This window comes from Janthinobacterium sp. PC23-8, assembly GCF_002250505.1.
GTDB lineage: Bacteria > Pseudomonadota > Gammaproteobacteria > Burkholderiales > Burkholderiaceae_D > Janthinobacterium.
The window spans coordinates 884,551-910,405 of record NZ_NJGY01000001.1 but is presented as its reverse complement, the minus strand read 5'-3'; the positions used below and the strand labels follow the sequence as shown (position 1 = coordinate 910,405).

The following is a 25,855-nucleotide window of genomic DNA, read 5'->3' as shown; positions in this document are numbered from 1 at the left end:
GTACTTTACTTACAGACATAGCATGTGGCGACGCCTGCGCCACTTTCAAGGTAGCTACTCATGAAACTTTCTCGTTCCGAATTTATCCATATCCGTGGCGCGCGCGTCCATGTGCGCCACTGGGGCCGTGCAGGCGCGCCTATCCTGTTCATGGTGCACGGCTGGATGGATGTGGCCGCCTCGTTCCAGTTCGTCGTCGATGAGCTCGCTGGCGACTGGCATGTGATCGCGCCCGACTGGCGCGGCTTTGGCCAGAGCGACTACACGCAGTCCGACACCTATTGGTTCCCCGACTACCTGGCCGACCTCGACGCCATGTTGCTGCATTACTCGCCCGACTCGCCCGTGCACCTGCTCGGCCACAGCATGGGTGCCAATGTAGCCGGCCTGTATGCGGGCGTGCGCCCCGAACGCCTCATCAGCTTCATCAACCTTGAAGGCTTCGGCATGATGGCGACCCGGCCCGAACAGGCGCCCGGCCGCTACGCCAAATGGCTGGACGAATTGCGCGAGCCGGCGCGCATGCGCAGCTACCCGACGTTGCAGGCGGTGGCCGAACGGCTGCAAAAGACCAATCCGCGCCTGACCCATGAACGCGCGGCTTTCCTGGCCGAACACTGGTCGGTGCGTAACGAAGCGGGCGAGTGGGATATCGCCGGCGATCCGCGTCACAAGCGCGTCAACCCCATGCTGTACCAGGTCGAGGAAGTGATGGCCTGCTGGCGCCGCATCACGGCGCCGGTGCTGTGGGTCGAAGCGGAAGAGACGAATATGTGGGAATGGATGGGGCCGAAAGAAACCGCGCGCCTCGAAATCGACCGCCGCCTGGGTTTCTTGAAGGATGTGCGCTGCAAGATGATGGCGGACGCCGGCCATATGTTGCACCACGATCAGCCACAAGCCCTGGCGCGCCTGCTCGAGGAGTTCCTTGGTTCAATATGAGACAGAAATGATGCAAATGTGATAGCGACGCTGTCGCGCCCCGGCAGGCAGCGTACAATGAAAACTTCCATCATCCACCGCCCGCACGGTAATGTCACCCATGCTTAAAGTCGACCTGCATTGCCATTCGAATATCTCCGACGGCGTCCTCGCACCGACCGCCGTGGCCGCTTACGCACGCAAGGCTGGCGTCGATGTGTGGGCGCTGACCGACCACGACGAGGTGTCCGGCGTTGCCGAAGCGCGCGCCGCAGCGGTGGAGCAGGGCATGCGCTTTGTTGCCGGTGTGGAAATTTCGATTACCTGGGCTGGCCAGACCGTGCATATCGTCGGCCTGCAGATCGATGAAAACGATGCCGGCCTGGTGCGCGGCCTGAACCAGACCCGTTCGGGGCGCGACGCGCGCGGGCGCGAAATCGCCCGCCAGCTGGACCTGGTCGGCATCCCCGGCGCCTACGAGGGCGCGCTGAAATTCGTCGGCAACCCCGACCTGATGTCGCGCACCCACTTTGCCCGCTATATCGTGGAAACGGGCAAGTGCGCGAATATTCCCGACGTCTTCAAGAAATACCTGTCCGAAGGCAAGCCTGGCTATGTCGAACACCGCTGGGCCACCCTGGCCGAGGCGGTGGGCTGGATACGCGGCGCCGGCGGCGTGGCCGTGATCGCCCATCCGGGCCGCTACCACTTCAGCGACATGGCGCAGGGCGTGCTGTTTGATGAATTCAAGCAATTGGGTGGCGTGGCCATCGAAGTGGTGACGGGCAGCCACAGCCCGGACCAGTATCCGGAATATGCGCGCCTGGCCAATGACTACGGCTTTCTTGCCTCGCGCGGCACCGATTTCCATGCGCCGGGCGAGTCGCGCGTGGATTTTGCGCTGCTGCCGCCGCTTCCCGGCAACGTCACACCGATCTGGCACGACTGGTTTTAAGTCGCCGCTAAGGCCGCTCTGGCAAGCTTGATAACAGCTGTATCATCCCTACATTACTGTTATTGAATTTCTGCCGGAGCCATCGCCATGAAACGCATCGTCCTGTTTATTGTCACCAACCTGGCCGTGATGCTGGTGCTGACGCTCGTCCTCAGTTTGTTGGGTGTTGGCAATCCCGCGCGCGGCAGCACCCTGAACCTCGGCAGCCTGATGGTGTTCTCGCTGGTGGTCGGCTTTACGGGTTCCATCTTTTCACTGCTGATCAGCAAACCGATGGCCAAGTGGAGCACGGGCGCGCGCGTGCTCGACAATCCGGGCTCGTCGACCGAATTGTGGTTGGTCAATACTGTACGCGCCCTGGCGGAGCGGGCCGGTATCGGCATGCCCGAGGTGGCCGTGTATGACGGCGAGCCGAACGCGTTTGCCACTGGTGCGTTCAAGAATTCGGCGCTGGTGGCCGTCTCCACCGGTTTGCTGCAAAGCATGAACCGCGATGAGGTCGAAGCCGTGCTGGGCCATGAGATCGCCCACGTCGCCAACGGCGACATGGTGACCCTGACCCTGATCCAGGGCGTGGTCAATACCTTCGTGGTGTTCATGGCGCGGGTGGTAGGCTTTTTTGTCGACAATATGCTGCTCAAGAACAACAACCGCGAAGGCGGGCGCGGCATCGGCTATTTCGTCACCGTGATGGTCTGCGAAGTGCTGTTCGGCCTGCTGGCGTCCATCATTGTCGCCTGGTTTTCGCGCCAGCGCGAGTTCCGCGCCGATGCCGGCTCGGCCAAACTGCTGGGCAGCCCGACGCCGATGATGCACGCGCTGGCGCGCCTGGGCGGCGTGGCGCCGGGCGAGCTGCCGCAATCGATGCAGGCGCTGGGCATCAGCGGTGGCGGGGGCGGCTGGGGCGCCCTGTTCGCCACCCATCCGCCACTGGAGGAACGCATCGCGGCGCTGCGCGGCGTACAATCATGACACATCAATAAAAAACTGGTCCGCCAGTCAGTGAACCCATGAGTCAATTTTTCCAGATTCACCCTGACAATCCGCAATTGCGCCTGATCAAGCAGGCCGCGCAAATCATCCAGTCCGGCGGCGTGGTAGCCTTGCCGACCGACTCCTGCTACGCGCTGGTCTGCCAGCTCGACGACAAGAGCGCCGTCGAGCGCCTGCGCCGCATCCGCGGCATCGATGAAAAGCATCACCTGACCCTGCTGTGCCGCGACTTGAGCGAGCTGGGCGTGTATGCCCGCGTCGACAACCGCCAGTTCCGCCTGCTCAAGGCGGCCACCCCGGGCGCCTACACCTTTATCCTGGAAGCGACCAAGGAAGTGCCGCGCCGCCTCAGCCATCCTTCGCGCAAGACCATCGGCCTGCGCGTGCCCGAGCACCGCATCGTCCAGTGCCTGCTGGAAGAGCTGGGCCAGCCGCTGCTGGGCACCACCCTGACCCTGCCCGGCGACGAAGACAGCCTGACCGACGCCGACACCATCCGCGAGCGCCTGGAAAAGCTGGTCGACCTGATCGTCGATGGCGGCGCCTGCGCGCATGGCCCGACCACCGTGATAGATCTGACCGGGACTGATCCCGAAGTGGTGCGCGTGGGGCGTGGCGATCCGGCCGCGCTGGGCCTGTAGGCCGGGTTGTCTGCCGGCTTTGCATCGCTTTAATGGCGGCATAAGAAAGTGACAAGGGCGGCTCTGGTAGAATCGCGGTCATGAGCGATTTCAATACGATAGTCCAAACCGTCGCGGTGTACCTGGTGCCCGTCCTTTTTGCCATTTCCCTGCATGAAGCGTCGCATGGTTACGCCGCCCGCTATTTTGGCGATCCGACCGCGTCCAACGAGGGTCGGCTGAGCCTGAACCCGATGCGCCATATCGACCCCTTCGGCACGGTGATTTTGCCGCTGCTGCTGTATTTCACGATCCAGGTGCCGTTCGGCTATGCCAAGCCGGTGCCGGTCGATTTCAGCCGCCTGCGCAATCCGAAAAAGCAGATGGCCTGGGTGGCGTTTGCCGGTCCCGGTTCGAACTTTGTGATGGGCTTGGCCTGGATGATCGCCTTTGTGGTGCTGAGCGTGCTGCCGCCGAGCGAGATCGGCGCGTTTTTCCGCAAGATGGCCGGTGCTGGCGTCAGCGTCAACGCGGCCATGTTCGTCTTCAACATGATCCCCGTGCCGCCGCTCGATGGCGGACGCATCATGACGGGCATCCTGCCGATGTCGCTGGCACGCCCGTACGCCAGCATCGAGCGCTATGGCATCTATGTGTTCGGTGCGCTGGTGCTGCTGATGTATCTGGGCGTGCTGAACCGCTTTCTGCTGGCCGCCATCGAATTTGTCATCGGTATCTTCTTCACGCTGGTCACGCCGCTCACCGCCTTGCTTGCCTGGGCGCACAGTCACTAATTGATGGATATTGCGATGAAAGCAACTGAACCACACAACGATGCCGAGGCAATTTCTGGCTGGGTGGGCCGCTGGGCGCCGCTGCTGCCGGGCGGCGAAGTGCTGGACCTGGCCTGCGGCGGCGGCCGCCATGCGCGGCACCTGGCTGGCCTCGGCCACACCGTGATCGCGCTCGACCATGATCCGGAGATGCTGGAAAAGGCGGCCGGTCCCGGCATCACCACTTCGCTGGTCGACCTCGAGGCGCCGGGCGCTGTATGGCCGTTCGCCGCCGGCCGCTTTGCCGGCATTATCGTCACCAACTATCTGCACCGTCCGCTGTTTGAAGCGATGATCGCCAGCCTGGCGCCCGATGGCGTGCTGCTGTACGAAACTTTTGCCGAAGGCAATGAACAGTTCGGCAAACCATCGAACCCCAAGTTCCTGCTCAAGGAGGGCGAACTGCTGGCCCACGCCCTGCGGCAGGGCTTGCGCGTGGTGGCGTTTGAAGAGGGCCGTGTGGAGCTGCCAAAAGCTGCTCTGGTGCAACGAATTTGCGCCGTGCGGCCAGATTTTCCACGGCTGGCGGCCTTGTTGCCAGCGTTTTGAGCGGCAATACTGTCGCAGAATGCACCACAGGCGCGGGCTATCCGCTACAATCGTTGTTTTATTTATCGGCGCTATAAACTTACTATGATCAAGGGCAGCATTGTAGCAATCGTCACCCCGATGCAAGCGGACGGCAGTCTGGACATTCCAGGCCTGCGCAAGCTGATCGATTGGCATATTGCCGAGGGTACAGACAGCATCGTCATCGTCGGCACCACAGGCGAATCGGCAACCGTGAGCGTGGAAGAACACTGCGAACTGATCAAGCTGACCGTCGAGCACGCCAAGGGGCGCATTCCTATTATCGCCGGTGCCGGCGGCAATTCCACAGCCGAAGCCATCAAGCTGACGCGCTATGCGAAAGACGCTGGTGCTGATGCTGTCTTGCAAGTTGTGCCTTACTACAACCGTCCTAGCCAGGAAGGCATGTACCAGCACTTCAAGGCCATCGCCGAAGCCGTCGATATCCCTGTGATCCTGTACAACGTGCCGGGCCGCACCGTGGCCGACATGAGCAACGAGACCATCGTGCGCCTGGCAGCGATTCCGAACATTGTCGGCGTGAAAGATGCGACCGGCAATCTGGGCCGTGGCATCGACCTGCTGCGCCTGGTGCCAAGCGATTTCGCCGTCTACTCGGGCGATGATCCGACCGCCATGGCGCTGATGCTGTGCGGCGGCCACGGCAATATTTCCGTGACGGCCAACGTCGCCCCGCGTGCCATGCATGAACTGTGCGTGGCCGCCATGGCCGGCGACCGCGCCACGGCGATCGCCATCAACAACAAGATCTTCCCCCTGCATCAGAAATTGTTTGTCGAACCGAACCCGGTGCCCGTCAAATGGGCGCTGGCGGAAATGGGCCTGATGCCTGGCGGCATACGCTTGCCGCTGGTGCCGCTGGCCGATCAGTACCATGCCACCGTGCGCGATGCCCTGCGCGACGCTGGCGTCTTATCCTGAGCCCGGACTGATATAGTCCGGACCTTCCCTGATTTCAGCTGCCACTTAGCTTCTTATCCAGTAACGACATGACTAATAGCAAGAAAACCACCCCGGCGCCAGCCACCATCGCCCTGCGTGGCCTCGTCATCGGCGCCGTCGCGGCCAGTCTGGCCGGCTGCGGCATGATCAGCTCGGTAGTTGGCGGCGACAAGGTCGACTACAAGTCGGTCAAGAAAGCCAGTACCCTGGATGTGCCGCCCGACCTGACGCAACTGCAGCAGGACAACCGCTACTCCTTGCCTGATTCCAAGAACGGCGTGGCCACCGCTTCCGGCTACAACGCCCAGCGCAGCGCCACGGCCGGTATGCCGACCGTGGTGGGCGCCGATGGCGTGGCTGGCGTGGCGCCGGTCACGGCCGGCTCGGTCAGGGTCGAGCGCGCGGGCAACCAGCGCTGGCTGGTGGTCAAGCAGTCGCCTGAAGTGCTGTGGCCGCAACTGAAGCAGTTCTGGGAAGATTCCGGCTTTACCCTCGCCATCGACCAGCCGACGGCCGGCATCATGGAAACGGAATGGAATGAAAACCGCGCCAAGATCCCGCAAGATATCGTGCGCAGCACGATCGGCAAGGTCTTCGACGGCCTGTACTCGAGCGGCGAGAAAGACAAATACCGTACCCGCGTCGAGCGCCTGGCCGACGGCTCGACCGAAATCTATATCAGCCACCGTGGCGTGGAAGAGGTTGTCACGGGCCGCGACAAGGAAAGCACCACCTGGACCGCGCGGCCCAACGATCCCGGCCTGGAAGCGCAATTTCTGGCCAAGCTGATGACGCGCCTGGGTGCGGCCGGCGACGAGGCGCAAGCCAGGACCGCCGTCGATTCCGCCATTGTGCAACCGCAGCATGCCAAGCTGGTAGGCACGCCTGCCACGCCGTCGCGCGCCATCGAAGTCGATGAAGGTTTCGACCGCGCCTGGCGCCGTGTCGGCCTGGCGCTGGACCGCGTCGGCTTTACCGTCGAAGACCGCGACCGCACGCAGGGTACGTATTTCGTGCGCTACGTCGATCCTGATGCCGTCAAAAAAGATGGTTTCTTCTCGAAACTGTTCAGCTGGGGCTCGTCGGATGACAAGGACAAGGGCGCGCAGCGCTACCGCGTGCTGGTCAAGGCCGGTGCGGGTGCGACCAGCAACGTCAGCATTCTGTCGAACGAAGGCCAGAGCGATGTCTCGCCAGTGGCCGAGAAAATCCTGGGCTTGCTGAACGAGCAGCTGAAATAAGATCGTGCCAGGCGGGCAAGAACCGCCGCACGGCAACCAGGCTGGCCCGGAGACGGCGCCAGCTTTTTTATCGCCTGCCGCTGGCTTGCTGGCTCGTTACGACAAAGCGGCGGACGTAAAAAAGCCGGCCCGAAGGCCGGCTTTTTCGCTACGGGGTGCTAAATTACTTGGCAGCCGATGCAGCCGACGAAGCGGCAGCAGCAGCGTCCGAAGCGGCCGAAGCAGCGCTCGAAGCAGCAGCAGCTGCATCGGTAGCGGCCGAAGCGGCAGCGTCAGCAGCAGCTGGTGCTGGAGCAGCTTCAACTGCTGGTGCTGGTGCTGGGGTTTCAACAACTGGTGCTGGTGCAGGAGCTTCTTCTTTTTTGCTGCAAGCAGCCAGAGCAACAACCATCAGGGAGGCGATCAGCAGGGATTTTTTCATTTGTTTTCCTTAATTATTTCAAAAATTAAATCAATATTGTTGCGATGAATAATTACCGGTAATTATCGCTCGTTAGGTCGTCTTCGAAGGCTTTTCGTACCAGGTGGTGCCTGCCAGACAACGGAAACTTCCTAACCGAATATTATAGCGATTTTTGGTGCGTCGCAATAGGAGCAAGAGGCAAATTCGCAACTATTTTGTGATATCGCAATATTTGCCAAGGCAAATTGCAAGCAAGTGTAAGAGTTTTGCGAAAGTGCGTCAAAACGATACTAAAACCGTATCTTTCTTTGCGCCGGCACATAGTCTTTGCCCCTGCTCGTGTTCCACCACATTTGCTGCGCTGTGCCTCATTCAGGCCAGTTCCAGCCAGCCATCCTGATACCAGGTATACAGTGCTTCCATTACGTCATCGGATGCCTGGGCCACGGCCGCGCCATTGAGGGCACGGTCATTGGCCAGCGTCTCCAGCGCCGTTTTATCGGCACGGCCAATGGCGAACGACTCGCCGTTGATGAAGACATTCTTGCCACGATACAGCATTAACGTCTTGCGTGACAACACCACACCGTTCTTGTGTGCCGCTTGTGTGAAGCGTCCCGCAGTCAGCGGCTTGGCCACTGGCGTGAAGAACACATTGTGCTTCGGTTCGGACAGGTGTTCGCCGAGGAAAATGGTGACATCTTCTTCCGTGAAGCGCACCTTGTTGATCTCTTCGGTGATGGTGGCCAGCATCTCGCGCGGGATTTCCGCCGGTTTGTTGCTTGCTTTCAAGTCAGGGTCGCTGTAGATGCCGGGCAGGTCGATCGAGTCGGCCATGAATTGCAGGAACGCTTCGCCCAGCTCCTGGAACGACGGGGAGCGAAAGCCGATCGAATAGGTCTGGCAGTCGCCGATGGCCACGCCATCATGCGCGTAATGCGGCGGCAGGTACAGCATGTCGCCCGGTTCGAGCGTGAATTCTTCGTCGGGCGTGAAGTTGCTGAGGATTTTCAACGGCAGGCCGTCGATCAGGCTCAGGTCTTGCTGCGCGCCGATGCGCCAGTGGCGCTTGCCCTGGCCTTGCAGCAGGAACACGTCGTAGGAATCGAAATGCGGACCGACGCCGCCGCCGTCGGTGGCAAAGCTGACCATCAGGTCGTCGAGGCGCGCGTCGGGCAGGAAGCGGAACTGGCGCAGCAGCGCATCGGCGTCGGCGCTGTGCAGGTTGGCGCCTTGTACCAGCAACGACCATGCTTTCTGTTTCAGCGAGGGCAGGCTGCTCAAAGGGCCTTGCTGCATCGTCCAATGGCCGTCGATCTGGCTGACCAGGCGCGACTCGACATGGTCGAGCTTGGCCAGTTCGGCCAGTGCCTTGAAGTTCAGCAGGGGTTTGAAGCCAGGCACGGCCTGGCGGATCAGCAGCGGCTTTTTATGCCAGTAGTCGCGCAGGAATTGCGCCGGCGTGATGTCGCCCAAGAGAGTTAATTTTTTCATGCGCCCATTATAACAACCGGATATGCAGGAATGCGCCTGTCGTTGGCGGCGGAAAGGTATAATTTGTCAGCTTATACAATGAAAGGAAGCATAATGAAGATTGCCAAAAATACGGTCGTGACTGTCAACTACAAACTGTCAGACGCGCAAGACAATCTGATCGAAGACGGCAGCCAGCCGATGGTCTATCTGCACGGTGATTATGAAAACACCCTGCCGAAGATCGAAGAAGAGCTCGACGGCAAGGAAGTGGGCTATTCCAACACGATCCAGATCGAACCGGATGATGCTTTCGGTGAATACGACCCGGCGCTGGTCAAGGTCGAGCCACGCAACCGCCTGCCTGAGCCGCTGGAAGTGGGCATGCAGTTCGAAGGCATGCCGGAAAGCGATTCGCCGGACGAAGAGGCAATGATCTTCACGGTCACCGATATCGCCGATGACAAGGTCGTTCTGGATGGCAACCATCCGCTGGCCGGCATTGCGCTGCGCTTTGCGCTGACGGTCGCCGACGTGCGCGAAGCCACCGAAGAAGAAATTGCCCACGGCCACGTGCACGGCGCGCATGGTCACGGCCATGACGACGAAGACGGTGACGACGAAGGTGGTGAAGGCGATCACTTCCGCACCCACCCCATCCATTAAGATGGATGAACGGACCGGCATCGCGCCGGTCCGCTGATTATTTTAACGACGCGGCGCCGCAGGCCTGGCGGCGCGCTCGCGCACCTCGAACAGCGGGGTCTTGCCGGTGCGCACGGCGATCGCCGCCCAGTCGCTGGCGATGCTGACATGGCCCACATTGTCTTTCCAGTGGATGGCCGGCGTATCGCCCTGACGGGTTCCCTTGCCCTTGCTGTCGCGTTCTTTCTGTGTATCGACCAGTAACACCTTGCCGCCGAATTTTTTCGCCAGGGTGCGGATCTGCTTGCGCGGGCTGGCAAAGCCGTCCTGCTTCGAGCTGAAACTGGGCAGCAGCGAACTTTCCTCTTCATCGAGCACGCCGATGTCGCCGTCGGAAAACAGCACGATGCCGTCGAGCTTCTTGCCTTGCGCGATGGCGAACAGGCGCTGCAGCCAGGAACGGTTGGCCACCAGCCGGTCTTCGAATTCGCTGTTGCGGCCCGCTTCGGGCAGGAAATGGTTGTTATTGGCGGGCAGGTTGACGGTGGCAAACAGCACGCCGCCCACTTCCCAGTGGGCATTCTCCGCATAGCTGCGAAACTTCGCCGTCGATGACAAGCGCGAGACATTGAGCTTGCGCTGGCCCAGGCTCTGGTTGTCGGAAAAATATACATCGCGCAGGCGGTTCAGCCGTTCGATGGCGTTGACCCTGCCGCGCGAATTGCGGCAGCCGGCCCAGTCGCTGCCAGACAATGAAACGATCAGCGGCGAGGTGCTGGCTTCAAACAAATCCTTGCGCTGGCCATACAGCTTGTCGGTGCACGACTCGCTGGCGGCCTTGATGCCGGTCGCCACCACGAACGAGGCATTGAAAGCGCTGGCGCCGGCGATGGCCTTTTTCAAGGGGCCGTCATCGGGCCCGGCCTGGAAGGAGTGGCCCAGCACGGCAAACTCGAAGCCGGGGTTGCCGGTGCTGGCCAGCGCCGGTGCCAGCCAGGCGCTGGCGGCCAGCCAGGCGGCCGCCAGCAGCGGACGGCGTGCGATGCGACACGCGCTGCGACGCGCGTTGCGACACGTTGGCGTCATGCGGCGGCCAGCCGTTTCAGCTGATACAGCTGTTCCAGCGCATCGCGCGGCGTCAAGGCGTCGGGATCGAGTTCGGCGATCGCGTCAAACAAGGCTTGCTGCGCTTCGCTCAGGGCCGCCGCCGGTGCTGTTTCCTCTTCTTCCTCGGCATACGGGTCGCAGGCCGGCGCGGCGAACAGGTCGCGTTGCGGCGTGCTATCGAGCGCTTGCGCTTCCAGCCGCGCCAGGTGCTTGCGCGCGGCCTTGATCACCGGCTGCGGCACGCCGGCCAGTTGCGCCACTTGCAAGCCATAGCTTTGCGAGGCCGGACCCGGCTGCACGGCGTGCAGGAAGACGATGCTGTCCTTGTGTTCGACGGCCGACAAATGCACGTTGGCCGCGCTCGGATGGCTGTCGGGCAATTGCGTCAGTTCAAAATAGTGCGTCGCAAACAGGGTAAAGCTGCGGCTGCTATCGATCAGGTGGCGCGCGATGGCCCAGGCCAGGGCCAGGCCATCAAAAGTCGAGGTGCCGCGGCCCACTTCGTCCATCAGCACCAGCGAGTGCTCGGTGGCGCCGTTCAGAATCGCCGCCGATTCCGTCATTTCCACCATAAAGGTCGAACGCCCGCCGGCCAGGTCGTCGGTCGCGCCGATACGCGTAAAAATACGGTCGATCGGGCCGATGGTGGCGCTGGCGGCCGGCACATAGCTGCCGACGTAGGCGAGCAGGGTGATCAGGGCCACCTGGCGCATGAAGGTCGATTTGCCGCCCATGTTCGGGCCGGTGATCAGCAATAACCTGCGTTCGTTGACGAAGCGGCAGTCGTTGGCGATAAAGCGCTCGATCTGCTTTTCCACCACCGGGTGGCGGCCTTCGACGATATTGATGCACGGCTCGCTCACCAGTTGCGGCGCGGCCCAGTTGTGCTGCTGCGCATGTTCCGTCAGCGCGTTCAGGGTGTCGAGCTGGGCCAGGCCCTGGGCGATGGTTTGCAGCGTGCCGATATGCGGCGCCAGGTCGGCCAGCAAGAGGTCGTACAGCAGCTTTTCGCGCACCAAAGCTTTGTCTTGCGCCGACAGGGCCTTGTCTTCGAACACTTTCAATTCCGGCGTGATATAGCGCTCGGCGTTTTTCAGCGTCTGGCGGCGGCGGTAGTCGTCTGGCACCTTGTCGGTCTGGCCGTGCGTGACTTCAATATAAAAGCCATGCACCTTGTTGTATTCCACGCGCAGGTTGGCAATGCCGGTGCGGGCGCGTTCGCGCGTTTCCAGGTCGACCAGGAACTGGCCGGCGTTTTCGGACAGCGCGCGCAATTCGTCGAGTTCCGCGTCAAAGCCGCGCGCAAACACGCCGCCGTCGCGCACCATCGCGGCCGGTTCGGGCGCCACCGCGCGCACCAGCAACTCGAGGCAGGCTTGCGGCGTGGCCAGTGCCGCATGGATATCGGCCAGCAAGCCGTCGCACGGCTCACTGCCATAGCAGTGCGTGAGCCGCTCGCGCAGGGCCGGCAGTTGCAGCAAGCCGTCACGCAGCGCGGCCAGGTCGCGCGGACGCGCCGACAGCAGCGCGATGCGGGTGGTGATGCGTTCGATATCGGGCACTTGCGCCAGGGTGGCGGCCAGGGGCGCGGCCGCTTCGCTGTGCATCAGCGCGGCAATCGCCTGGTGGCGCGCGCGCGCCACGCCCTGCTCGCGCCGCGCATGGTGCAGCCAGTGGCGCAGCATGCGCGAACCCATGGCGGTGCGGCAATGATCGAGCAAGGAGAACAGGGTAGGGGACTCCTGCCCGCGGATGGTTTCCGTCAGTTCCAGATTGCGCCGGGTGGCGGCGTCCAGGCCGATAAATTCGCTTTCCGTTTCCGTGGTCAGGGAGCGCACATGCTGCAGGCCGCGCCCTTGCGTCGATTGCGCATAGCGCAGCAGCGCGCCGGCCGCGCCAAAGGCGGCGCCGAGGCCATCGGCGCCAAAACCGGTCAAGGTCGCCACGCCGAGCTGGTCCAGCAGCGCCTTGTGGCCGCCGGCCACGTCGAAATGCCAGTCCGGCACGCGGTTGACATGCGTATTCGGATGGTCGTCAAACAGCGTGCCACCGTCGCCGCTGAGGATCTCGGCCGGCACGATGCGCTCGAGCTCCTGGCGCAGGCGCAAGGCGACCGTGTCGCTGCTGCCCGAAAACTCCATCAATTTGAGCGCGCCGCTGGCCAGCGACAGCCAGGCCAGGCCGGTGGTCACCGTCTTGCGCTGGGTAATGCTGCACAGGGCCAGCAGTGGCCGCTCGGCTTTTTCGGGCAGCAAGTCGGCGTCCGTCAGGGTGCCGGGCGTGACCACCCGCATCACCTTGCGCTCGACCGGCCCCTTGCTGGTGGCCGGGTCGCCGATCTGCTCGCAAATGGCGACCGACTCGCCCAGCTTGACCAGCTTGGCCAGGTAGCCGTCGAGCGAATGAAACGGCACGCCGCACATCTTGATCGGATTGCCGCTGGCCGCGCCACGCGCCGTCAGGGTAATGCCCAGGAGGCGCGCGGCTTTTTCCGCGTCGTCGAAAAACAGCTCGTAAAAGTCGCCCATGCGGTAGAACACCAGCATCGTCGGGTGGTTGTCCTTGATGGCCATATACTGCTGCATCATGGGCGTCAGTTTGCTTTTGTCGATCGTCGCAAGCTCTTGATTTGACTGCATTTTCATCTGTAAGTATTTGATTTGTTTCGTTATTCTGTTGATTCAATGTTCGTTCTGTTGCGTCATTGCCTATCATCACACTTCATGTTCTGGCGTCGCTGAATTGTCTGGTGTTGCAAAGCTGCGCCGAAAAACCGTCTTGAGGTCCGCGTGCGGGGTAAAAGCTGCGCCGGCCCTGGGCTCAATGGGTGAGAATGCAATTCGATGCAAGAGCGGCAAAGCTGCTCGCAGCTGGCCCACACTTTACCATTACCGACTGCCCAGGGCGGCGACTTGAGGCGACAAAGTCGACGAGATTGTGGATATATCGCTATAAAAGTCCGCTTGATGGGCGCATGCGACAAATCAGGATTGGCGAATGGCCAGCGATCTTGCTGGCGGCCGCGATGGTTGAGTGGGAGCGCCTGAGTGGCGCCCGCAGCGTTGGCGTCGACTTGGCCGTCGACAAGCGCGAGGTGCGGGCGCAATCGCGCCAGGCCACCGAGGCAGAGCGCGAACGCAAGGCGAAAGCGCTGCTGACGGTTCGGCGCGTGGCGGATATGTACGTGGCTGGCCACCTGTCGCGCAATCGTGGCGAAAAGAGCGTCAATGAAGTATCGCGCATGTTCGGGACGATGCTGGGCGAGTTTGGCGATATGCCAGCTGCAGAGGTTTCACGTTCCCACGCTTTTGACCTGATCGAGAGCTTTGCCCATATTCCCGTCCAGGCGGCCAAGCTGCGGGCGGAACTGGGCTCGGCCTGGGACTACGTCCACGATGCGGGGCGCCTGCCCGATACCGTACCGAACTGGTGGCGCCTGATCATGCGCGGCAAATTGCGCAGCAAGGGGCGTGCGGTGCAGGGCGTCCAGGCCGGGCCGGTGAAGCGCGTATTGAGTGCTGAGGAATTATCAACCTTGATCAAGTGGCTGCCGAATTTTTCAAAAGCGGTGGCCGACGCCCTGACGCTGTACCTGTGGACCTGCACGCGAGGCTCGGAAATCATGGCCATGGAAGTGAGCGAGATCAGCGAGGAGGCTGATGGGCTCTGGTGGACGATTCCGAAAGCCAAGACAAAGAATTCATGGCGCGAGCATGCTACGGACCTGCGCGTGTCGCTGGTTGGCCGGGCTGAAGTCGTGGTGCGCCGGCGCTTGGGAACTGCCACTGGAAAGTATCTTTTCGAGTCGCGCGGCAAGCTGGGCTACATGGAGCAGAAATCAGTGGGGGTGGCGGTGTGGTTTCACATGCCATACAGCGGCACAAAGCCTGAAGATCTGCGGCCGCGTCTGCCCGTAACGAACTGGGCGCCACACGATTTGCGGCGTAGCTGCCGCACGCAACTGGCAATGCTGGGATGTCCCGAAGAAGTCGCAGAGGCGGTACTGGGGCATATGAAGAAGGGCGTCGTAGGCGTCTACAACCGGCATGCTTACGACCAAGAGCGCAGAGAGTGGCTGGGTCGGCTCAATACGCATCTGGAGACTTTGTGAATATTCTCCTCAACCCGGAAGCAAATTTTTCTCAAACCGTACACCGGGAGGTGCCAGATGGCGGGCATTTTATTTTCCCTCCCGGCCACTCGATCTCATCTCGTAGGTGTTAATTAGAGTCACTGTACTTAAAGTTGTGAGATTCCGAGTATTTTTAGGGGCGGCAAGATGTTATGCTCGGCAACTACCGCTACCGTCTTGGTTCGGCCAAGTGCGGACAATTGACGTGTTTAAGAATAGGGAAACAGTGTTTCAGCGTAAAAAGGATTGTCTCTGATGGCAAAGCCTCTCTATCAAAAGGTTTTGGACTTCGCAGTACAGCAATGGCTCAAGCACCAAGCTTCGATCGACACTCGCACTATAGCTCGCAAGATCAAAGCCAATCCTGACAGTGTGATGAAGGCGGCAGAGAGGCTTGAAGCTGATGGTCTGGTGTCCCTAAACCCATATCGTTATACATAAGTCAGCCAAGCCCATCGCGCAGTGCGCGTAATGTTTCGGCTGCGGCGTGAACTTGACTCAATCCGCGCCAGATGGTTTTGACGCCGGGTTCTCCGTCGCTTTTCCGACCGAGGAAGCCGCCGACTTGGGCGATCAGGCGGACGATCTCGTTCAAGGTGGGCGGCGAGGCTGGCATCTTCTTCTTGGTCAGCAAATGGACGCCACGAATCTCGTCAGGATCGAAGAACAGCGCGGCATCGAGATCGGGGCAGGTCCTGCCCATCCGCATCAGAAAGGTGATGCGCCAGGCGACCACCATGAACAAGGCCAGCGCCCGCTCGATGCGGTCGATGGCCGATAGCTGCAGCGCTTCGACCTTGCAACCATTTTTGATCACATGGAAATAAATCTCGATCTCCCAGCGCGCCCGGTACCACTCGATCAATTCGACGGCTTGCTCGACCGTCTCGATGGGCCGATTGGTCAGCAGGCGCCATTCGACCGGCTCGCTGCCGGCCGGCGCGCCCACTTCGCGCGCCACCACGCAGGTCACGCCCAGGCGCCCGCCTTTGCCGTCGGCAATCTCGCCCTGCCGGGCCCACAGTTGTTGGCGCACAGCACGCGCCTTCTGATCTTCGCGGGCCGGCATGGTGAAGCTGATTTCCCCCAGGGCCGTACCGCTGCAAGTGTACTCCCACAGCTTTTCGCCGTCGTCCACACTGCGGTTGTGTGTGGCGCGCACCAGCCAGTCGGCCGGCGTGTCCAAGTCACGCGCGCGACGCATCAACGCCACTACGTCGGCCTCGCGGTCGGCCACGTACACCAGCCGTGTGCCGGCCAACGTCGCGGCCATCTCGGCCACGCGTTCGTAACCCTCGATCCAGCGCGCGATTTATTTCTGTCCGGGACGTACGCCGTCCTTGCCGCGCTTCGCGCGCGCCCACATCCAGGCATCGAGCACGCCGAGCGGTTCGCGTGTCGGCGTGACGGCGTAGGTCGGATGCAGGTACATGCCGCGCCGTGCCTCATAGTTCAGCGGCCCAAGCCCCTCCGCTTCCTGGCCGTTGAAATCGAGTTCGGTCGTGTCCTGGATGCACAGCACGACAGGATGGGCCTGCATGCGCTCGCGGGTACGCTCCCAATGCGGGGCCAGGATGGCCTCCCAAGACACATCATCATTGGCGAGAAAGCGGTAGGCCGCGCAGGTTTCGCTCCAACTGTCGCAGGCCTCGGGAATGCTCGCCGTCGGCTTTGCCGTAAATCGTTCCATCAGTGTTCTCGCTCGTTTGTCGAGGCGAGCATCGCCCAAGTCCAGTCCAGCAAACTCTTGCTCCGTCCAGCGGCTCGATACCTTGGTCAATGCGTCACCCAAAGTCAAAGAGTAAACGCGATCTCGGCAAAGTTTACAAGCCCCTCAGGTAAGTCCTTGAAAGTTAACGACTTTCAGGGCGGCGCGTGGGACGCCTGCCGACTTGTGTATAACGATATGCCCTAAACCGTCATGCGCAGCTTAACGAGATCAGCATTCCGATTGGTGGAGGCTCATTTACGTTCACCCCTGTTGTGTGCCACGTCGTGTTTGTGAAAAAGGATGTTCTCACGGAGTCGTTTCATAAAGCTGGGATGGCGCGGGAAAGCTACCCCATCTATGAAGAACGGATTATGAAGGGGTCGCAGCCCTACAGCTTCCTGTATTTCGATGAGGCGGTTCTACAACGATATCTAAGAGATCCAGCCGAATACCGCGTCAAAGACACCTTCTCTTCGGTGGAAGTAGAGTACATAGGCGAGGACAGAGAGCGATACTTTGACATCACCTGCGGACGCAGGAGGTTGGATGATGGGAGCCGTTGTGTGGTTCCTCTGCTAGTTGATATGAAGAAGCTCTATGCCGACGAGCAGAGGTATTGGCACGGCCACGAGATCCGCAGTCCGATGCTCATGAGGAACGATGAAGGGTTTGTGAAGTACGCCCACGTGATATTTGAAGGGGCATGGCATGAGTTTGACGACCCGCTCTCAGACTTCAAAGCGGCCGTGGTAAGTATGAATGACAAGCTGGGCTTTGATCTGTTGGCCAGGACGGCTAACAAGCTAATCCATGTCCCAGCGGAGAACACTGAGCGCGCCTATACGGAGGCATGCAGTGAACTCTTCAAGCTGATCGGGAACGATAGTCTGCAGGTCAGCAAAATCAAACCCTTCATGATTGAGACCTTCGGTAGCGTGGCTCAGGACTTCATACATAAAGAGAGCAATCGTCCTAAGAGCGCCAAGCAGCTGGTTGAGGACATGGAGAGCCTAGCTGCGATTGAACACAAGCTCACAACGGCAATCAAGAAGCTTGGAGGAGAACGGCAGAAGGCCGCTCACCTAGTGGATCTCAAGGGGAAGACTGGCGAGATTTTTGTTGATTCTTTCTTCAACCAGTGTAGAAACTTGACTGACGCTATCTCGTACTTCTGCGATGGCATAGCTGAGTACAAAAAAAACTGAAAATTTAGCAGGAACTGCGTGCACACGGGCCTCGCGCGCGTATTCGGCCAGAAGCTGCCATTTACAGCAGAGCGATAATGTGTGGAGATTTACTGCTTGGCAATCCCGTATGCTTTTGTGCCACTATCGGGCATTAGCTGCCGTCCCATGAAAATCGCCTCCTATATAAAAAATTGAATATTTTGGGGATTTTTTGGCTCTGCAAAAAAACTAAAGCACTAAAGGTATCTGGTTCCGATATTGGGGGGCTGGAAGTGAGGGGGTGAATGATTTGCAAATCAAAATCACAAGTAGATTGATGTAATTTGCAAAGGTGAAGAATGCATGTTTGACGAGACTCAAGTATTACGTAGGCGAATAGATTCGTATCTGCCGTGTTGTGTATGTGGAGACTTGTGCCGAAAAGCAGAGGCCGAAATTTTTTATATCCGGAGAAATAATGTTAGCCGAAGATGATCGTAAAAATAAAAAAGAAGACAAAAAAATTATAACCTCCGGGAAAAAAGCGTCGACCAAATTAGATCATCCTTTGCCTATCGATAGATCGAAGACTGAGATATTGGTAAAAAACGAAAAGACTGAAGCCCCGCGTGCCCCAAGATATAGCTCGGACCATCCGCTTGAGAAAGTAATTCAAGACTACTTGGCGAATATGAGGGACATACTCCAAACAGTTAATATCGTTATGCCCCATCTAACTGGATGGTTCTCTGAAGAAATTGCCAAAGCTCAAAAAAGCCTTTCTCGCTTTTTTCCAGATGATGTGGGGCACGATGAAGACATTACCCTAGAAAAAGCGAGGGATTTCGCTGAGTTCACTGGTGCTGTTAAAAATATTGATGATTTGATAAATAGCAAGGCGGTTGAGGTTTTAGCGCGTAGTTTATTTATGCAAATGTTCTGTGAATTTGACGCATTCACCGGACTTTTGCTGAAAGCAGTTTACGGTAGGAACTCTGAGTTACTTAAAGGCATATCCAGAGAAATATCTCTTTCGGATCTACTGGCCTATCCAGATATTGATGCGGTAAAGCAAGCAATGTTGGATAAGGAAATCGAAACCTTCCGGCGTGACAGCTATGTCGAGCAATTTGCACAGCTAGAAAAAAAATTCAACCTCACTTTACGAAAATTCTCAGAATGGCCTGAATTTGTTGAATTGAGCCAGAGGCGTAATATATTTACTCACAATGATGGAATGATCAATGATCAATACATCTCAGTGTGTACAAGAGAGAGTTATGTTTTCGTTGCCAAACCCGAAGTTGGTCAAGTTTTGGAAATGAATTTTGAATACTTTGCAAGAGCCACGCAAGTGATGTCTAAGCTCGGATACATGCTATGTCACACACTTTGGTCAAAAATATTCCCTGGCGAAGCTAACGATTTACATTCCTCTTTAAATAACAGCCTTTATAGCTGCTTGGAGGACAAAAGATGGAAGACTGCGGCTGAGTTGGGCGAATTTTCATTATCGGAGCCGATGAAGAAAAATATCTCAGATATTGACTTAAGAATTCGAGTAATCAATGTCTCTATAGCATTAAAGTTTAGTGATCGTTTTGACGACGCAAGAAAAATTCTAAACAGTATTGATTGGACTGCTACATATAGGGATTTTAAGCTTGCTTTGCACGTTTTGAATGATCGCTTTGATGAAGCCGTAGAGCTAATGAAAAGTATCGGTAAGAACGGCGAAATAATTGATCAGCATTCCTACCATGCTTGGCCTCTTTTCCATAAATTCAAAGAACGTCCGGAATTTTATGCTACTTATGAAAGTATCTATGGAGACACTTATTTCTCGGTTGTCCCTTCTACTGCTTCAACGACTGAAAAAGAAGCCGCAGCGGTCGTTAATTCCGGCGTCAAAAAAGCAAGAAGTAAAAAAGGGAGCGCGTTTACACTACCGCCTACGGCCGCTAAAAAAAACGCTTAGCTTACTAATGAATTGGGTAAAGAGGAAATGCCGCGGCGCAAATCTAAAATATTGCAGGCCTACGCAAGGTGCTGAGGCCATTTGAATCCAATGCCAGGATCGGATCTTCAATAGGTGCTTCATTCAAGGGTTGCCGCAACATGAACCAACGACAACTACTACACAAGTGGAGCTTCCCACATCTGGTTCACGGTGGCGTAACTCTGATCGCAAGGGCAAACGCAGAGCAGTGCTTGCGGGCGGTTATCAAACAGAGATGCCATCTGCATGGATACGATGGCTTTACCTTACACAGCGATGGACGTCTTCAACCACACTCCGAGTGGAGTGCCAGCTGGTCATGGGACGACCTACCGCCTCTTCCTGTAATGCTGCGGGATATGCTTGATTCGCCTGCCGAGGTGACGCATTTCGAGTTTGTGTTCTCAGGGTCTACCTGAAGCTGAGCGGTAAGCTGGTTATGGCGAACGTCTGCTTCGAGTGATAGCGGCCCTTCGCGTCACTCAATACACGAGACTTTCCAAACAGAAAATCACTGTCCTGATTGAGACGCCATTAGTAGTCGGGTTCATGAAGGCAGCGACAATCCAGTTGGCAAGAATAGCCAGTTTTGCTCAGCAGCATTATTTCTGCCTGCTGCTGCGCGCCGGCGGCGGAATCTCAGAAACTGGGCGCTCCTCCGCCCACTCCTCAACTTCGCGCAACAGCCACGCGACCCGGTTGGCGGAGAGCTGTCGTGGTTTCGGGAACCCGCCTTCTCGCACCATCCGCTGGATTGTTGCCGTGGCCAGCGTAACCAGGCTGGCCACGCCTGGAAGATCAACGTAAATCGGTTTTATCATGCTTCTCATTGATAGGGATACCACCAGTACAGGCTGAACAGGGCGCTGGCCAGCGATGCGAACGCGACGGCGATACGCAGGCGGTAGGGCATGGTCTCGGCGCGGCCCTGGCGCCGTTTTGGCGGCTTGCCGAGTGAGGCGCTGACGTCCGCCATGTGCGCGGCGATGGCTTTGTCCTCGCGCTGCTCGACCTGGTTGGCGAGGTGTATTTCCAAGCTACGCAGAATGCGCCGGAATTCGCGGCTGATCATTCCTCTTCCTTTTTCTTTGTCCGGTCCAGGCGCTCGATCTCGGCGACCAGGCGATGCCGGGCCAGTGGCGATATGCCGGCGGCTGAGGGTTCACGTTCCCGTGTCTTCAACCTGCGCGCGAGCGCCGCGCTGGCGGGTGGTTGGCAGGCTGGCGGCCTGGGGCGCCAGCCTTGCGGCCGGCGCTGCCTTCTTTCGCTGGCTGGAAGTGCCGCTGGGCGACGTTATCCAGGCCGCCAGCGACCGCCTTACCGTGCGACTGGCATCTGCGCAGACTCCAGGTAACGCTGTGCATCGAGCGCTGCCATGCAGCCGGTGCCGGCGCTGGTGATGGCCTGGCGGTAGATATGGTCCTGCACATCGCCGGCGGCGAATACGCCGGGGATGGAGGTGGCGGTCGCCATGCCCTCGGCGCCGCTGCGGGTACGCAGATAGCCATTGTGCATGGCCAGTTGACCTTCGAAGATGCCGGTGTTCGGCTTGTGGCCGATGGCGACAAACACGCCGTGCACGGGCAGTTGTTCCAGCTCGCCATCCTGGCGCCGCAGGGTGACGCCCGTCACGCCGCTGTCATCGCCGCATACTTCGTGCAAGCTGGCATTGAGTTTCAGCACAATGGCGCCCTGCTCCACCTTCGCCATCAGGCGGTCGACCAGTATCGGCTCGGCGCGGAATGTGACGCGCCGGTGTACCAGCGTCACGCGCGAGGCGATAGTCGACAGATACAGCGCTTCCTCCACCGCCGTATTGCCGCCGCCGATGACGGCAACTTCACGGCCACGATAGAAGAAGCCGTCGCAGGTAGCGCAGGCTGACACGCCGCGTCCCATATACGCTTGCTCGGACGGCAGTCCCAGGTACTGGGCCGAGGCGCCGGTGGCGATGATCAGCGCGTCGCAGGTGTATTGGCCGCCATCACCGACCAGACGGATCGGCTTTTCTTCCAGATGGGCGGTGTGGATATGGTCGAACACCATGCGCGTGCCGAAGCGTTCGGCGTGCTGGCGGAAGCGTTCCATCAGTTCCGGGCCCTGCACGCCGAGCGGATCGGCGGGCCAGTTTTCGACGTCGGTGGTGGTCATCAGCTGGCCGCCCTGTTCGATGCCGGTGATCAGCGTCGGCTGCAGGTTGGCGCGCGCCGCGTACACGGCGGCCGAGTAGCCGGCAGGGCCGGAACCGAGGATAAGGAGACGGTGGTGGTTCATGCAAGCTCCTGTCAAGTGGCGGTGCGCTGCAGTTGGCGCACGAAGGTTTCGGGTGGCATGAAGCCGATCACGCGCGCTTGCGGCACTTCCTTGCCACTGGCATCGAACATGATGATGCCGGGTGGCCCGAACAGCTCGAAGCGCTTCATCAGCGCGCGGTCGTCGGCATTGTTGGCGGTGACATCGACCTGGATCAGCTGCATGGCGCCCATGGCGGTGGCGACGCGACCGTCGGAGAAGGTCATGCGCTCCATCTCCTTGCAGGCCACGCACCAGTCGGCGTAGAAGTCGAGCATGACCGGTTTGCCGGCGCTGGCCAGCACCTTATCGAGCTCGGCGACAGTGCGGATACGGGTGAAGCGCGGGCCGTCATGCGCGCCCGTCGTGGCGCCGGCCACCGCGCCGCCGCCGCGCAGATGCGCCAGCGGCTGCAGCACATCGGTGCCCGAGCTGGCGGCGCCAACCAGTTCAAACAGACCGGCCAGCAGCATTACCACGCCCAGCGCCCTGGCGGCGTAGGCGCCGATGCCCGCGCCTTTCGGCAGCGCTGTGCCGGCAAGCAGGAAGGTCGCGCACAGGATGGCGAATACGCCCCACAGCGCCATGCTGGCCGTGACCGACAGTACCGGGCCGATCATCCAGATTGCCACCGCGATCAGCAGCAGGCCGAAGACTTTTTTGACGTTGTTCATCCAGGCCCCGGCGCGCGGCAGCAGGCTGCCAGCCGACAGGCCCGTCAGCAGCAGCGGTACGCTCATGCCGGTGGCCATGGAGAACAGGGCCCAGCCGCCGGTGGCGGCATTGCCGGTCTTGCTGATGTAGAGCAGGGCGCCGGCCAGCGGTCCCGCCACGCAGGGGCCGACGATCAGCGCGGATAATGCCCCCATGACGAAGACGCCGGCCAGCTTGCCACCGCTCTGGCGTCCGCTCGATTCGCTCAGGCGGCTTTGCAGGGAACCGGGCAGCTGTAACTGGTAGACGTCGAACATGGACAGGGCCAGGGCGAACAGCAGCGCGCCAAAGGTCAGCAGCACCCAGGGTTTTTGCAGGGCGCCGGCCAGGCCTTCACCGGCCAGGCCCGCCGCCACGCCGAGCGCGGTGTAGATCAGCGCCATGCCCAGACTGTAGGCGGCGGCCAGCAGCAGGCCGCGCCTGCGTGTTACGCCACCTTCGCCGACGATGATGGAGGACAGGATGGGCACCATCGGCAGCACGCAGGGCGTGAAGGACAGCAGCAGGCCGAAGATCAGGAAAGCACCGCCGATGCGCCACAGGCTGCCGCTTTGCAAGGTGCGCTGGGCGAGCGAGGTGTCATCCTCGGCGGCCGCCGGTGCGGCGGCCTTTGCCGGCTTGGTGGACGCGGTGGCGGCAGGTGCGCCAGCATCATCGACAGTCTTCGCGGTCAGCACGCCGGGCGCTGCCGGATTGACGGTGTAGGTCAGCACCACGGGCGGATAGCACAGTCCCGCGTCGGCACAGCCCTGGTAGCCGAGCGTCAGATCAAACGGTGCAGTGCCGCTGACCGGTACGTCCAGGGCGAGCGAGGTGTAATAAGTTTCCATCTCCTTGCCGAAGTTCTCATCGAACTTGCTCTTCCCCGCAGGCAGCTGCGGCTGGCCCACGCCGGGGCCGGTGAAGGACAGCCGCTCGCGATACAGGTGATAGCCGGGCGGGATGGCCCAGCGCAACGCGACGGTATGCGCATCGCGCAGTTCAGCCTTCAACACAAACGCCTGCTCGGGCGGCAGAAAGTCCGCCGCCGCCGCAAACGGCAGCCAGGCCGCCAGCATCAGCGCGCACAGCCAGTTAAAAATAGATTTCATGGGGTTCTCCTAAAAATTTGTCCTTGCTGGTCGATGGCCAGATAGCCCATGCCGCAACGGTCGAGAAAATCGAGTCCGTCTTCCTCCATCAGCATGGCGGTGGTGGTGCAGCTGCCAGCGGTGATCGCCAGCGGCGCCACCACACTGATCGAGCGCCAGTACGACACCGGCATGCCGGTGTACGGATCGAGCACATGGCAGTAGCGCCGGCCATCGACTTCAATAAAACGTTCGTAATCACCGCTGGTGGCCAGCGCGCCCCGGCTGATCGGCAGGCTCGCGACCGTGCTCGCCATGTCGCGCGGGTCCTGGATGCCGATGCTCCACGCAGCGCCATCGGCACGCGGTCCGAGAAAGCGCATGTCGCCGCCCAGGTTCACGTAGCCGTGCTCCACGCCCATATTTGCCAGCACCCCGGCCGCCTGGTCGACGGCGTACTCCTTGCCGAATCCGCCGAAATCGAGTTCCATGCCCTGCAGGGGCAGAAACACCGAGGCATTGCCGTGCACGACTTTGTTCCAGCCGACCAGGGGCAGCAACGCGTTCAAGGCGCTGGGCTGGGGCAGGCCGCCGCTGCGGAAATCCCAGACCTTGCGCAGCACGCCGGAAGTGATGTCGAACAGACCCTCGCTGGCGGCATGCAGCCGGTCGGCATAGGCCAGCAGCGCTGCCGTCTCATCGTCGCACTCCACCGCTGACAGCCCTGCGGCGGCATTGATGTGGCTGATAATGCTGTCGCTGCGGTAGCGTGTATATTTGTTTTCAATCCGGCGTACTTCGGCGATGGCCGGTGCGGCGATCAGGCGCGCCGCATCGCCATGTTCAGCCGCCACGCGAATGTCGCAGCTGCTGCCCATGGCCGTGAAGGCGACGCTGTGGATGTCGCCTACCACAGTCGCGTGAAACCGATTTGCATACTGGTGGCGTGCAGCGGCGCCAGGCCCGGACTGCCGTTGCCGAACGCGCGCCAGGCGCCGCGCTGCTCATAGCGCTCCAGCTTCAGATCCACGCTCCAGTCCTGGTTGATCTGCTTGGCGACCTTGACGCCGGCCGTGACGGCGCCAAACCCGGACAGGCGCTGGTCGGCCGAGGTAAAGGCCGAGCCGCCAAACACATAGCCGGGCGGGAAGGGCGCACCGGTCCTGGCGTCGTACACCGGGTCGAAATAGAAGTTCGCCGCGCGCTGCGAATACAGGCGCAGCGCTGGCGTGAGCGTCCAGCCGCCGGCCAGCGATTGCACCCACTCCGCCGACAGCGTATGGGCGCTGACGCCGAAGGAGTCGCGGTAATAGCGGTAGCTCAAGCGGCTGGTGGCATCAAGGCCCACGAATCGGTGGTTCCACAGTGCCAGCAGGGTATCCTGATCGCGCTTGCGCGGACGGTTGTCGACCAGCTTGTACGGATCGGAGTAATAACCATGGCCGCTGCTGTGGGTGTAGGTGAGCTGGCCGATATCGACCGGCGTAAACACGTGCGTCACGCCGGCCAGCAGGTTCACGGTCTGGCGGCCTTCATTGGTGACGATGTGGTTGACCGGATTGATGGCGTCGTCCGAACCGCCCACGCCGAAGGCCCAGGTGGTGTTCTTGTCTTCGCTGTTTACCGTGCCTTGCAGCGACAGGGCGCGCGAGCGGTAGTCATGCTCGGTGGAGAAGGCCGCGCCCACGCTGACGGTGCCGCCGGGCAGATAGCGCGTGACGGCGACATCGCCCGCCTTGCGCAGATCGCTCATGCGCGAGGCGCCTGATACCGCCGTATGGTAGCGTGGCGAAGCGCCGGAGACATCGTCGGTGGTCGCGCTGGCGGCGATGGCCCAGTCTCCTGCCACCGGTGCCAGCACCGAGATGGACGGGGCGTGTACCCGAATCCGGTCCAGGCCCGACTGGTTTTCCTTGTAGTCCAGGTATTTGACGCTGATGGCGGCGCGCTCGGGCGGCGTCTCGGCGTGCACCGCTGCTGGCAGCAGCATGGCCGCTGCCAGCAGTGCTTGTCCTACCGAAGGTTGTTTGTTTTGATCCATGGTAGT

Annotated in this window: 23 protein-coding genes and 1 pseudogene; 13 read left to right on the top strand and 11 right to left on the bottom strand. The window is 60.2% G+C overall.

Annotated elements, in window-relative coordinates:
* Positions 1-60: 60 nt before the first annotated feature.
* The 8 genes from CD932_RS03940 to bamC all read left to right on the top strand — a co-directional run bounded on the left by CD932_RS03940 (position 61) and on the right by bamC (position 7,096).
* The gene (locus CD932_RS03940; RefSeq protein ID WP_094441483.1) at positions 61-942 is read left to right on the top strand and encodes an alpha/beta fold hydrolase; all 882 of its coding nucleotides are present in this window, start codon (positions 61-63) and stop codon (positions 940-942) included.
* 100 nt (positions 943-1,042) lie between these two features.
* Positions 1,043-1,876 (top strand): 3',5'-nucleoside bisphosphate phosphatase, encoded by an 834-nt coding sequence (locus tag CD932_RS03935; RefSeq protein WP_094443443.1) that lies wholly within the window; start codon positions 1,043-1,045, stop codon positions 1,874-1,876.
* Positions 1,877-1,963: 87 nt separating this feature from the next.
* Entirely contained in the window at positions 1,964-2,848 is an 885-nt protein-coding gene (htpX, locus tag CD932_RS03930; RefSeq protein WP_094441482.1) for a protease HtpX, read from the top strand.
* Between the two features lie 38 nt (positions 2,849-2,886).
* Positions 2,887-3,510, top strand: coding sequence for an L-threonylcarbamoyladenylate synthase (locus tag CD932_RS03925; protein ID WP_094441481.1), 624 nt, complete (start codon positions 2,887-2,889; stop codon positions 3,508-3,510).
* Between the two features lie 80 nt (positions 3,511-3,590).
* Positions 3,591-4,283, top strand: coding sequence for a site-2 protease family protein (locus tag CD932_RS03920; protein ID WP_094441480.1), 693 nt, complete (start codon positions 3,591-3,593; stop codon positions 4,281-4,283).
* Between the two features lie 15 nt (positions 4,284-4,298).
* The gene (locus tag CD932_RS03915; protein ID WP_094441479.1) at positions 4,299-4,871 is read left to right on the top strand and encodes a bifunctional 2-polyprenyl-6-hydroxyphenol methylase/3-demethylubiquinol 3-O-methyltransferase UbiG; all 573 of its coding nucleotides are present in this window, start codon (positions 4,299-4,301) and stop codon (positions 4,869-4,871) included.
* 84 nt (positions 4,872-4,955) lie between these two features.
* Positions 4,956-5,834, top strand: a complete 879-nt coding sequence (dapA, locus tag CD932_RS03910) for a 4-hydroxy-tetrahydrodipicolinate synthase (RefSeq protein WP_094441478.1) — start codon at positions 4,956-4,958, stop codon at positions 5,832-5,834.
* 68 nt (positions 5,835-5,902) lie between these two features.
* The gene (bamC, locus tag CD932_RS03905) at positions 5,903-7,096 is read left to right on the top strand and encodes an outer membrane protein assembly factor BamC (RefSeq protein WP_094441477.1); all 1,194 of its coding nucleotides are present in this window, start codon (positions 5,903-5,905) and stop codon (positions 7,094-7,096) included.
* Between the two features lie 163 nt (positions 7,097-7,259).
* Here bamC and CD932_RS03900 read toward each other — a convergent pair whose 3' ends face one another.
* Both CD932_RS03900 and CD932_RS03895 read right to left on the bottom strand, forming a co-directional pair.
* The gene (locus tag CD932_RS03900) at positions 7,260-7,517 is read right to left on the bottom strand and encodes a hypothetical protein (protein ID WP_094441476.1); all 258 of its coding nucleotides are present in this window, start codon (positions 7,515-7,517) and stop codon (positions 7,260-7,262) included.
* A 354-nt stretch (positions 7,518-7,871) separates the two neighbouring features.
* The gene (locus CD932_RS03895; RefSeq protein ID WP_094441475.1) at positions 7,872-8,993 is read right to left on the bottom strand and encodes a cupin domain-containing protein; all 1,122 of its coding nucleotides are present in this window, start codon (positions 8,991-8,993) and stop codon (positions 7,872-7,874) included.
* Between the two features lie 93 nt (positions 8,994-9,086).
* Here CD932_RS03895 and CD932_RS03890 point away from each other — a divergent pair, with 93 nt between their 5' ends.
* Positions 9,087-9,638 carry a peptidylprolyl isomerase gene (locus CD932_RS03890; RefSeq protein ID WP_094441474.1) on the top strand — a complete coding sequence of 184 codons (552 nt, stop codon included), beginning with the start codon at positions 9,087-9,089 and terminating at the stop codon, positions 9,636-9,638.
* A gap of 42 nt (positions 9,639-9,680) precedes the next feature.
* Here the strand turns inward: CD932_RS03890 and CD932_RS03885 are convergent, their stop codons facing one another.
* Together CD932_RS03885 and mutS are read right to left on the bottom strand one after the other, a co-directional pair.
* The gene (locus CD932_RS03885) at positions 9,681-10,703 is read right to left on the bottom strand and encodes a hypothetical protein (RefSeq protein WP_094441473.1); all 1,023 of its coding nucleotides are present in this window, start codon (positions 10,701-10,703) and stop codon (positions 9,681-9,683) included.
* Complete coding sequence (mutS, locus tag CD932_RS03880) at positions 10,700-13,369, bottom strand: DNA mismatch repair protein MutS (RefSeq protein ID WP_094441472.1); 2,670 nt, start codon at positions 13,367-13,369, stop codon at positions 10,700-10,702. The genes CD932_RS03885 and mutS overlap by 4 nt, the downstream gene beginning before the upstream one ends.
* Positions 13,370-13,557: 188 nt before the next feature.
* Between mutS and CD932_RS03875 the strand changes: the two genes are divergently transcribed.
* Positions 13,558-14,835, top strand: a complete 1,278-nt coding sequence (locus CD932_RS03875) for an integrase family protein (RefSeq protein ID WP_094441471.1) — start codon at positions 13,558-13,560, stop codon at positions 14,833-14,835.
* A 276-nt stretch (positions 14,836-15,111) separates the two neighbouring features.
* Positions 15,112-15,297, top strand: a complete 186-nt coding sequence (locus CD932_RS03870) for a hypothetical protein (RefSeq protein ID WP_094441470.1) — start codon at positions 15,112-15,114, stop codon at positions 15,295-15,297.
* 1 nt (position 15,298) lies between these two features.
* Here CD932_RS03870 and CD932_RS03865 read toward each other — a convergent pair.
* Positions 15,299-16,636 (bottom strand): annotated as a pseudogene (locus tag CD932_RS03865) (IS4 family transposase).
* 221 nt (positions 16,637-16,857) lie between these two features.
* Here CD932_RS03865 and CD932_RS03860 point away from each other — a divergent pair.
* Together CD932_RS03860 and CD932_RS28035 are read left to right on the top strand one after the other, a co-directional pair.
* The gene (locus CD932_RS03860; RefSeq protein WP_141213175.1) at positions 16,858-17,772 is read left to right on the top strand and encodes a hypothetical protein; all 915 of its coding nucleotides are present in this window, start codon (positions 16,858-16,860) and stop codon (positions 17,770-17,772) included.
* Positions 17,773-18,211: 439 nt separating this feature from the next.
* The gene (locus tag CD932_RS28035) at positions 18,212-19,711 is read left to right on the top strand and encodes a hypothetical protein (RefSeq protein WP_141213174.1); all 1,500 of its coding nucleotides are present in this window, start codon (positions 18,212-18,214) and stop codon (positions 19,709-19,711) included.
* A gap of 623 nt (positions 19,712-20,334) precedes the next feature.
* Here CD932_RS28035 and CD932_RS03855 read toward each other — a convergent pair.
* The 6 genes from CD932_RS03855 to CD932_RS03825 form a co-directional block, all read right to left on the bottom strand.
* Entirely contained in the window at positions 20,335-20,553 is a 219-nt protein-coding gene (locus CD932_RS03855) for an AlpA family transcriptional regulator (protein WP_094441468.1), read from the bottom strand.
* 5 nt (positions 20,554-20,558) lie between these two features.
* Entirely contained in the window at positions 20,559-20,804 is a 246-nt protein-coding gene (locus CD932_RS03850; protein WP_094441467.1) for a hypothetical protein, read from the bottom strand.
* Positions 20,805-21,049: 245 nt separating this feature from the next.
* Positions 21,050-22,006 carry a thioredoxin-disulfide reductase gene (gene trxB, locus CD932_RS03840; protein ID WP_094441465.1) on the bottom strand — a complete coding sequence of 319 codons (957 nt, stop codon included), beginning with the start codon at positions 22,004-22,006 and terminating at the stop codon, positions 21,050-21,052.
* Between the two features lie 11 nt (positions 22,007-22,017).
* Positions 22,018-23,829, bottom strand: a complete 1,812-nt coding sequence (dsbD, locus tag CD932_RS03835) for a protein-disulfide reductase DsbD (RefSeq protein WP_094441464.1) — start codon at positions 23,827-23,829, stop codon at positions 22,018-22,020.
* Complete coding sequence (locus CD932_RS03830) at positions 23,826-24,722, bottom strand: FAD:protein FMN transferase (RefSeq protein ID WP_254926449.1); 897 nt, start codon at positions 24,720-24,722, stop codon at positions 23,826-23,828. The genes dsbD and CD932_RS03830 overlap by 4 nt, the downstream gene beginning before the upstream one ends.
* Positions 24,716-25,849: a DUF3570 domain-containing protein gene (locus CD932_RS03825; protein ID WP_094441463.1), complete on the bottom strand. Its 1,134-nt coding sequence runs from the start codon at positions 25,847-25,849 to the stop codon at positions 24,716-24,718. Before CD932_RS03825 ends, CD932_RS03830 begins: the two co-directional genes overlap by 7 nt.
* Between the last annotated feature and the right edge of the window lie 6 nt (positions 25,850-25,855).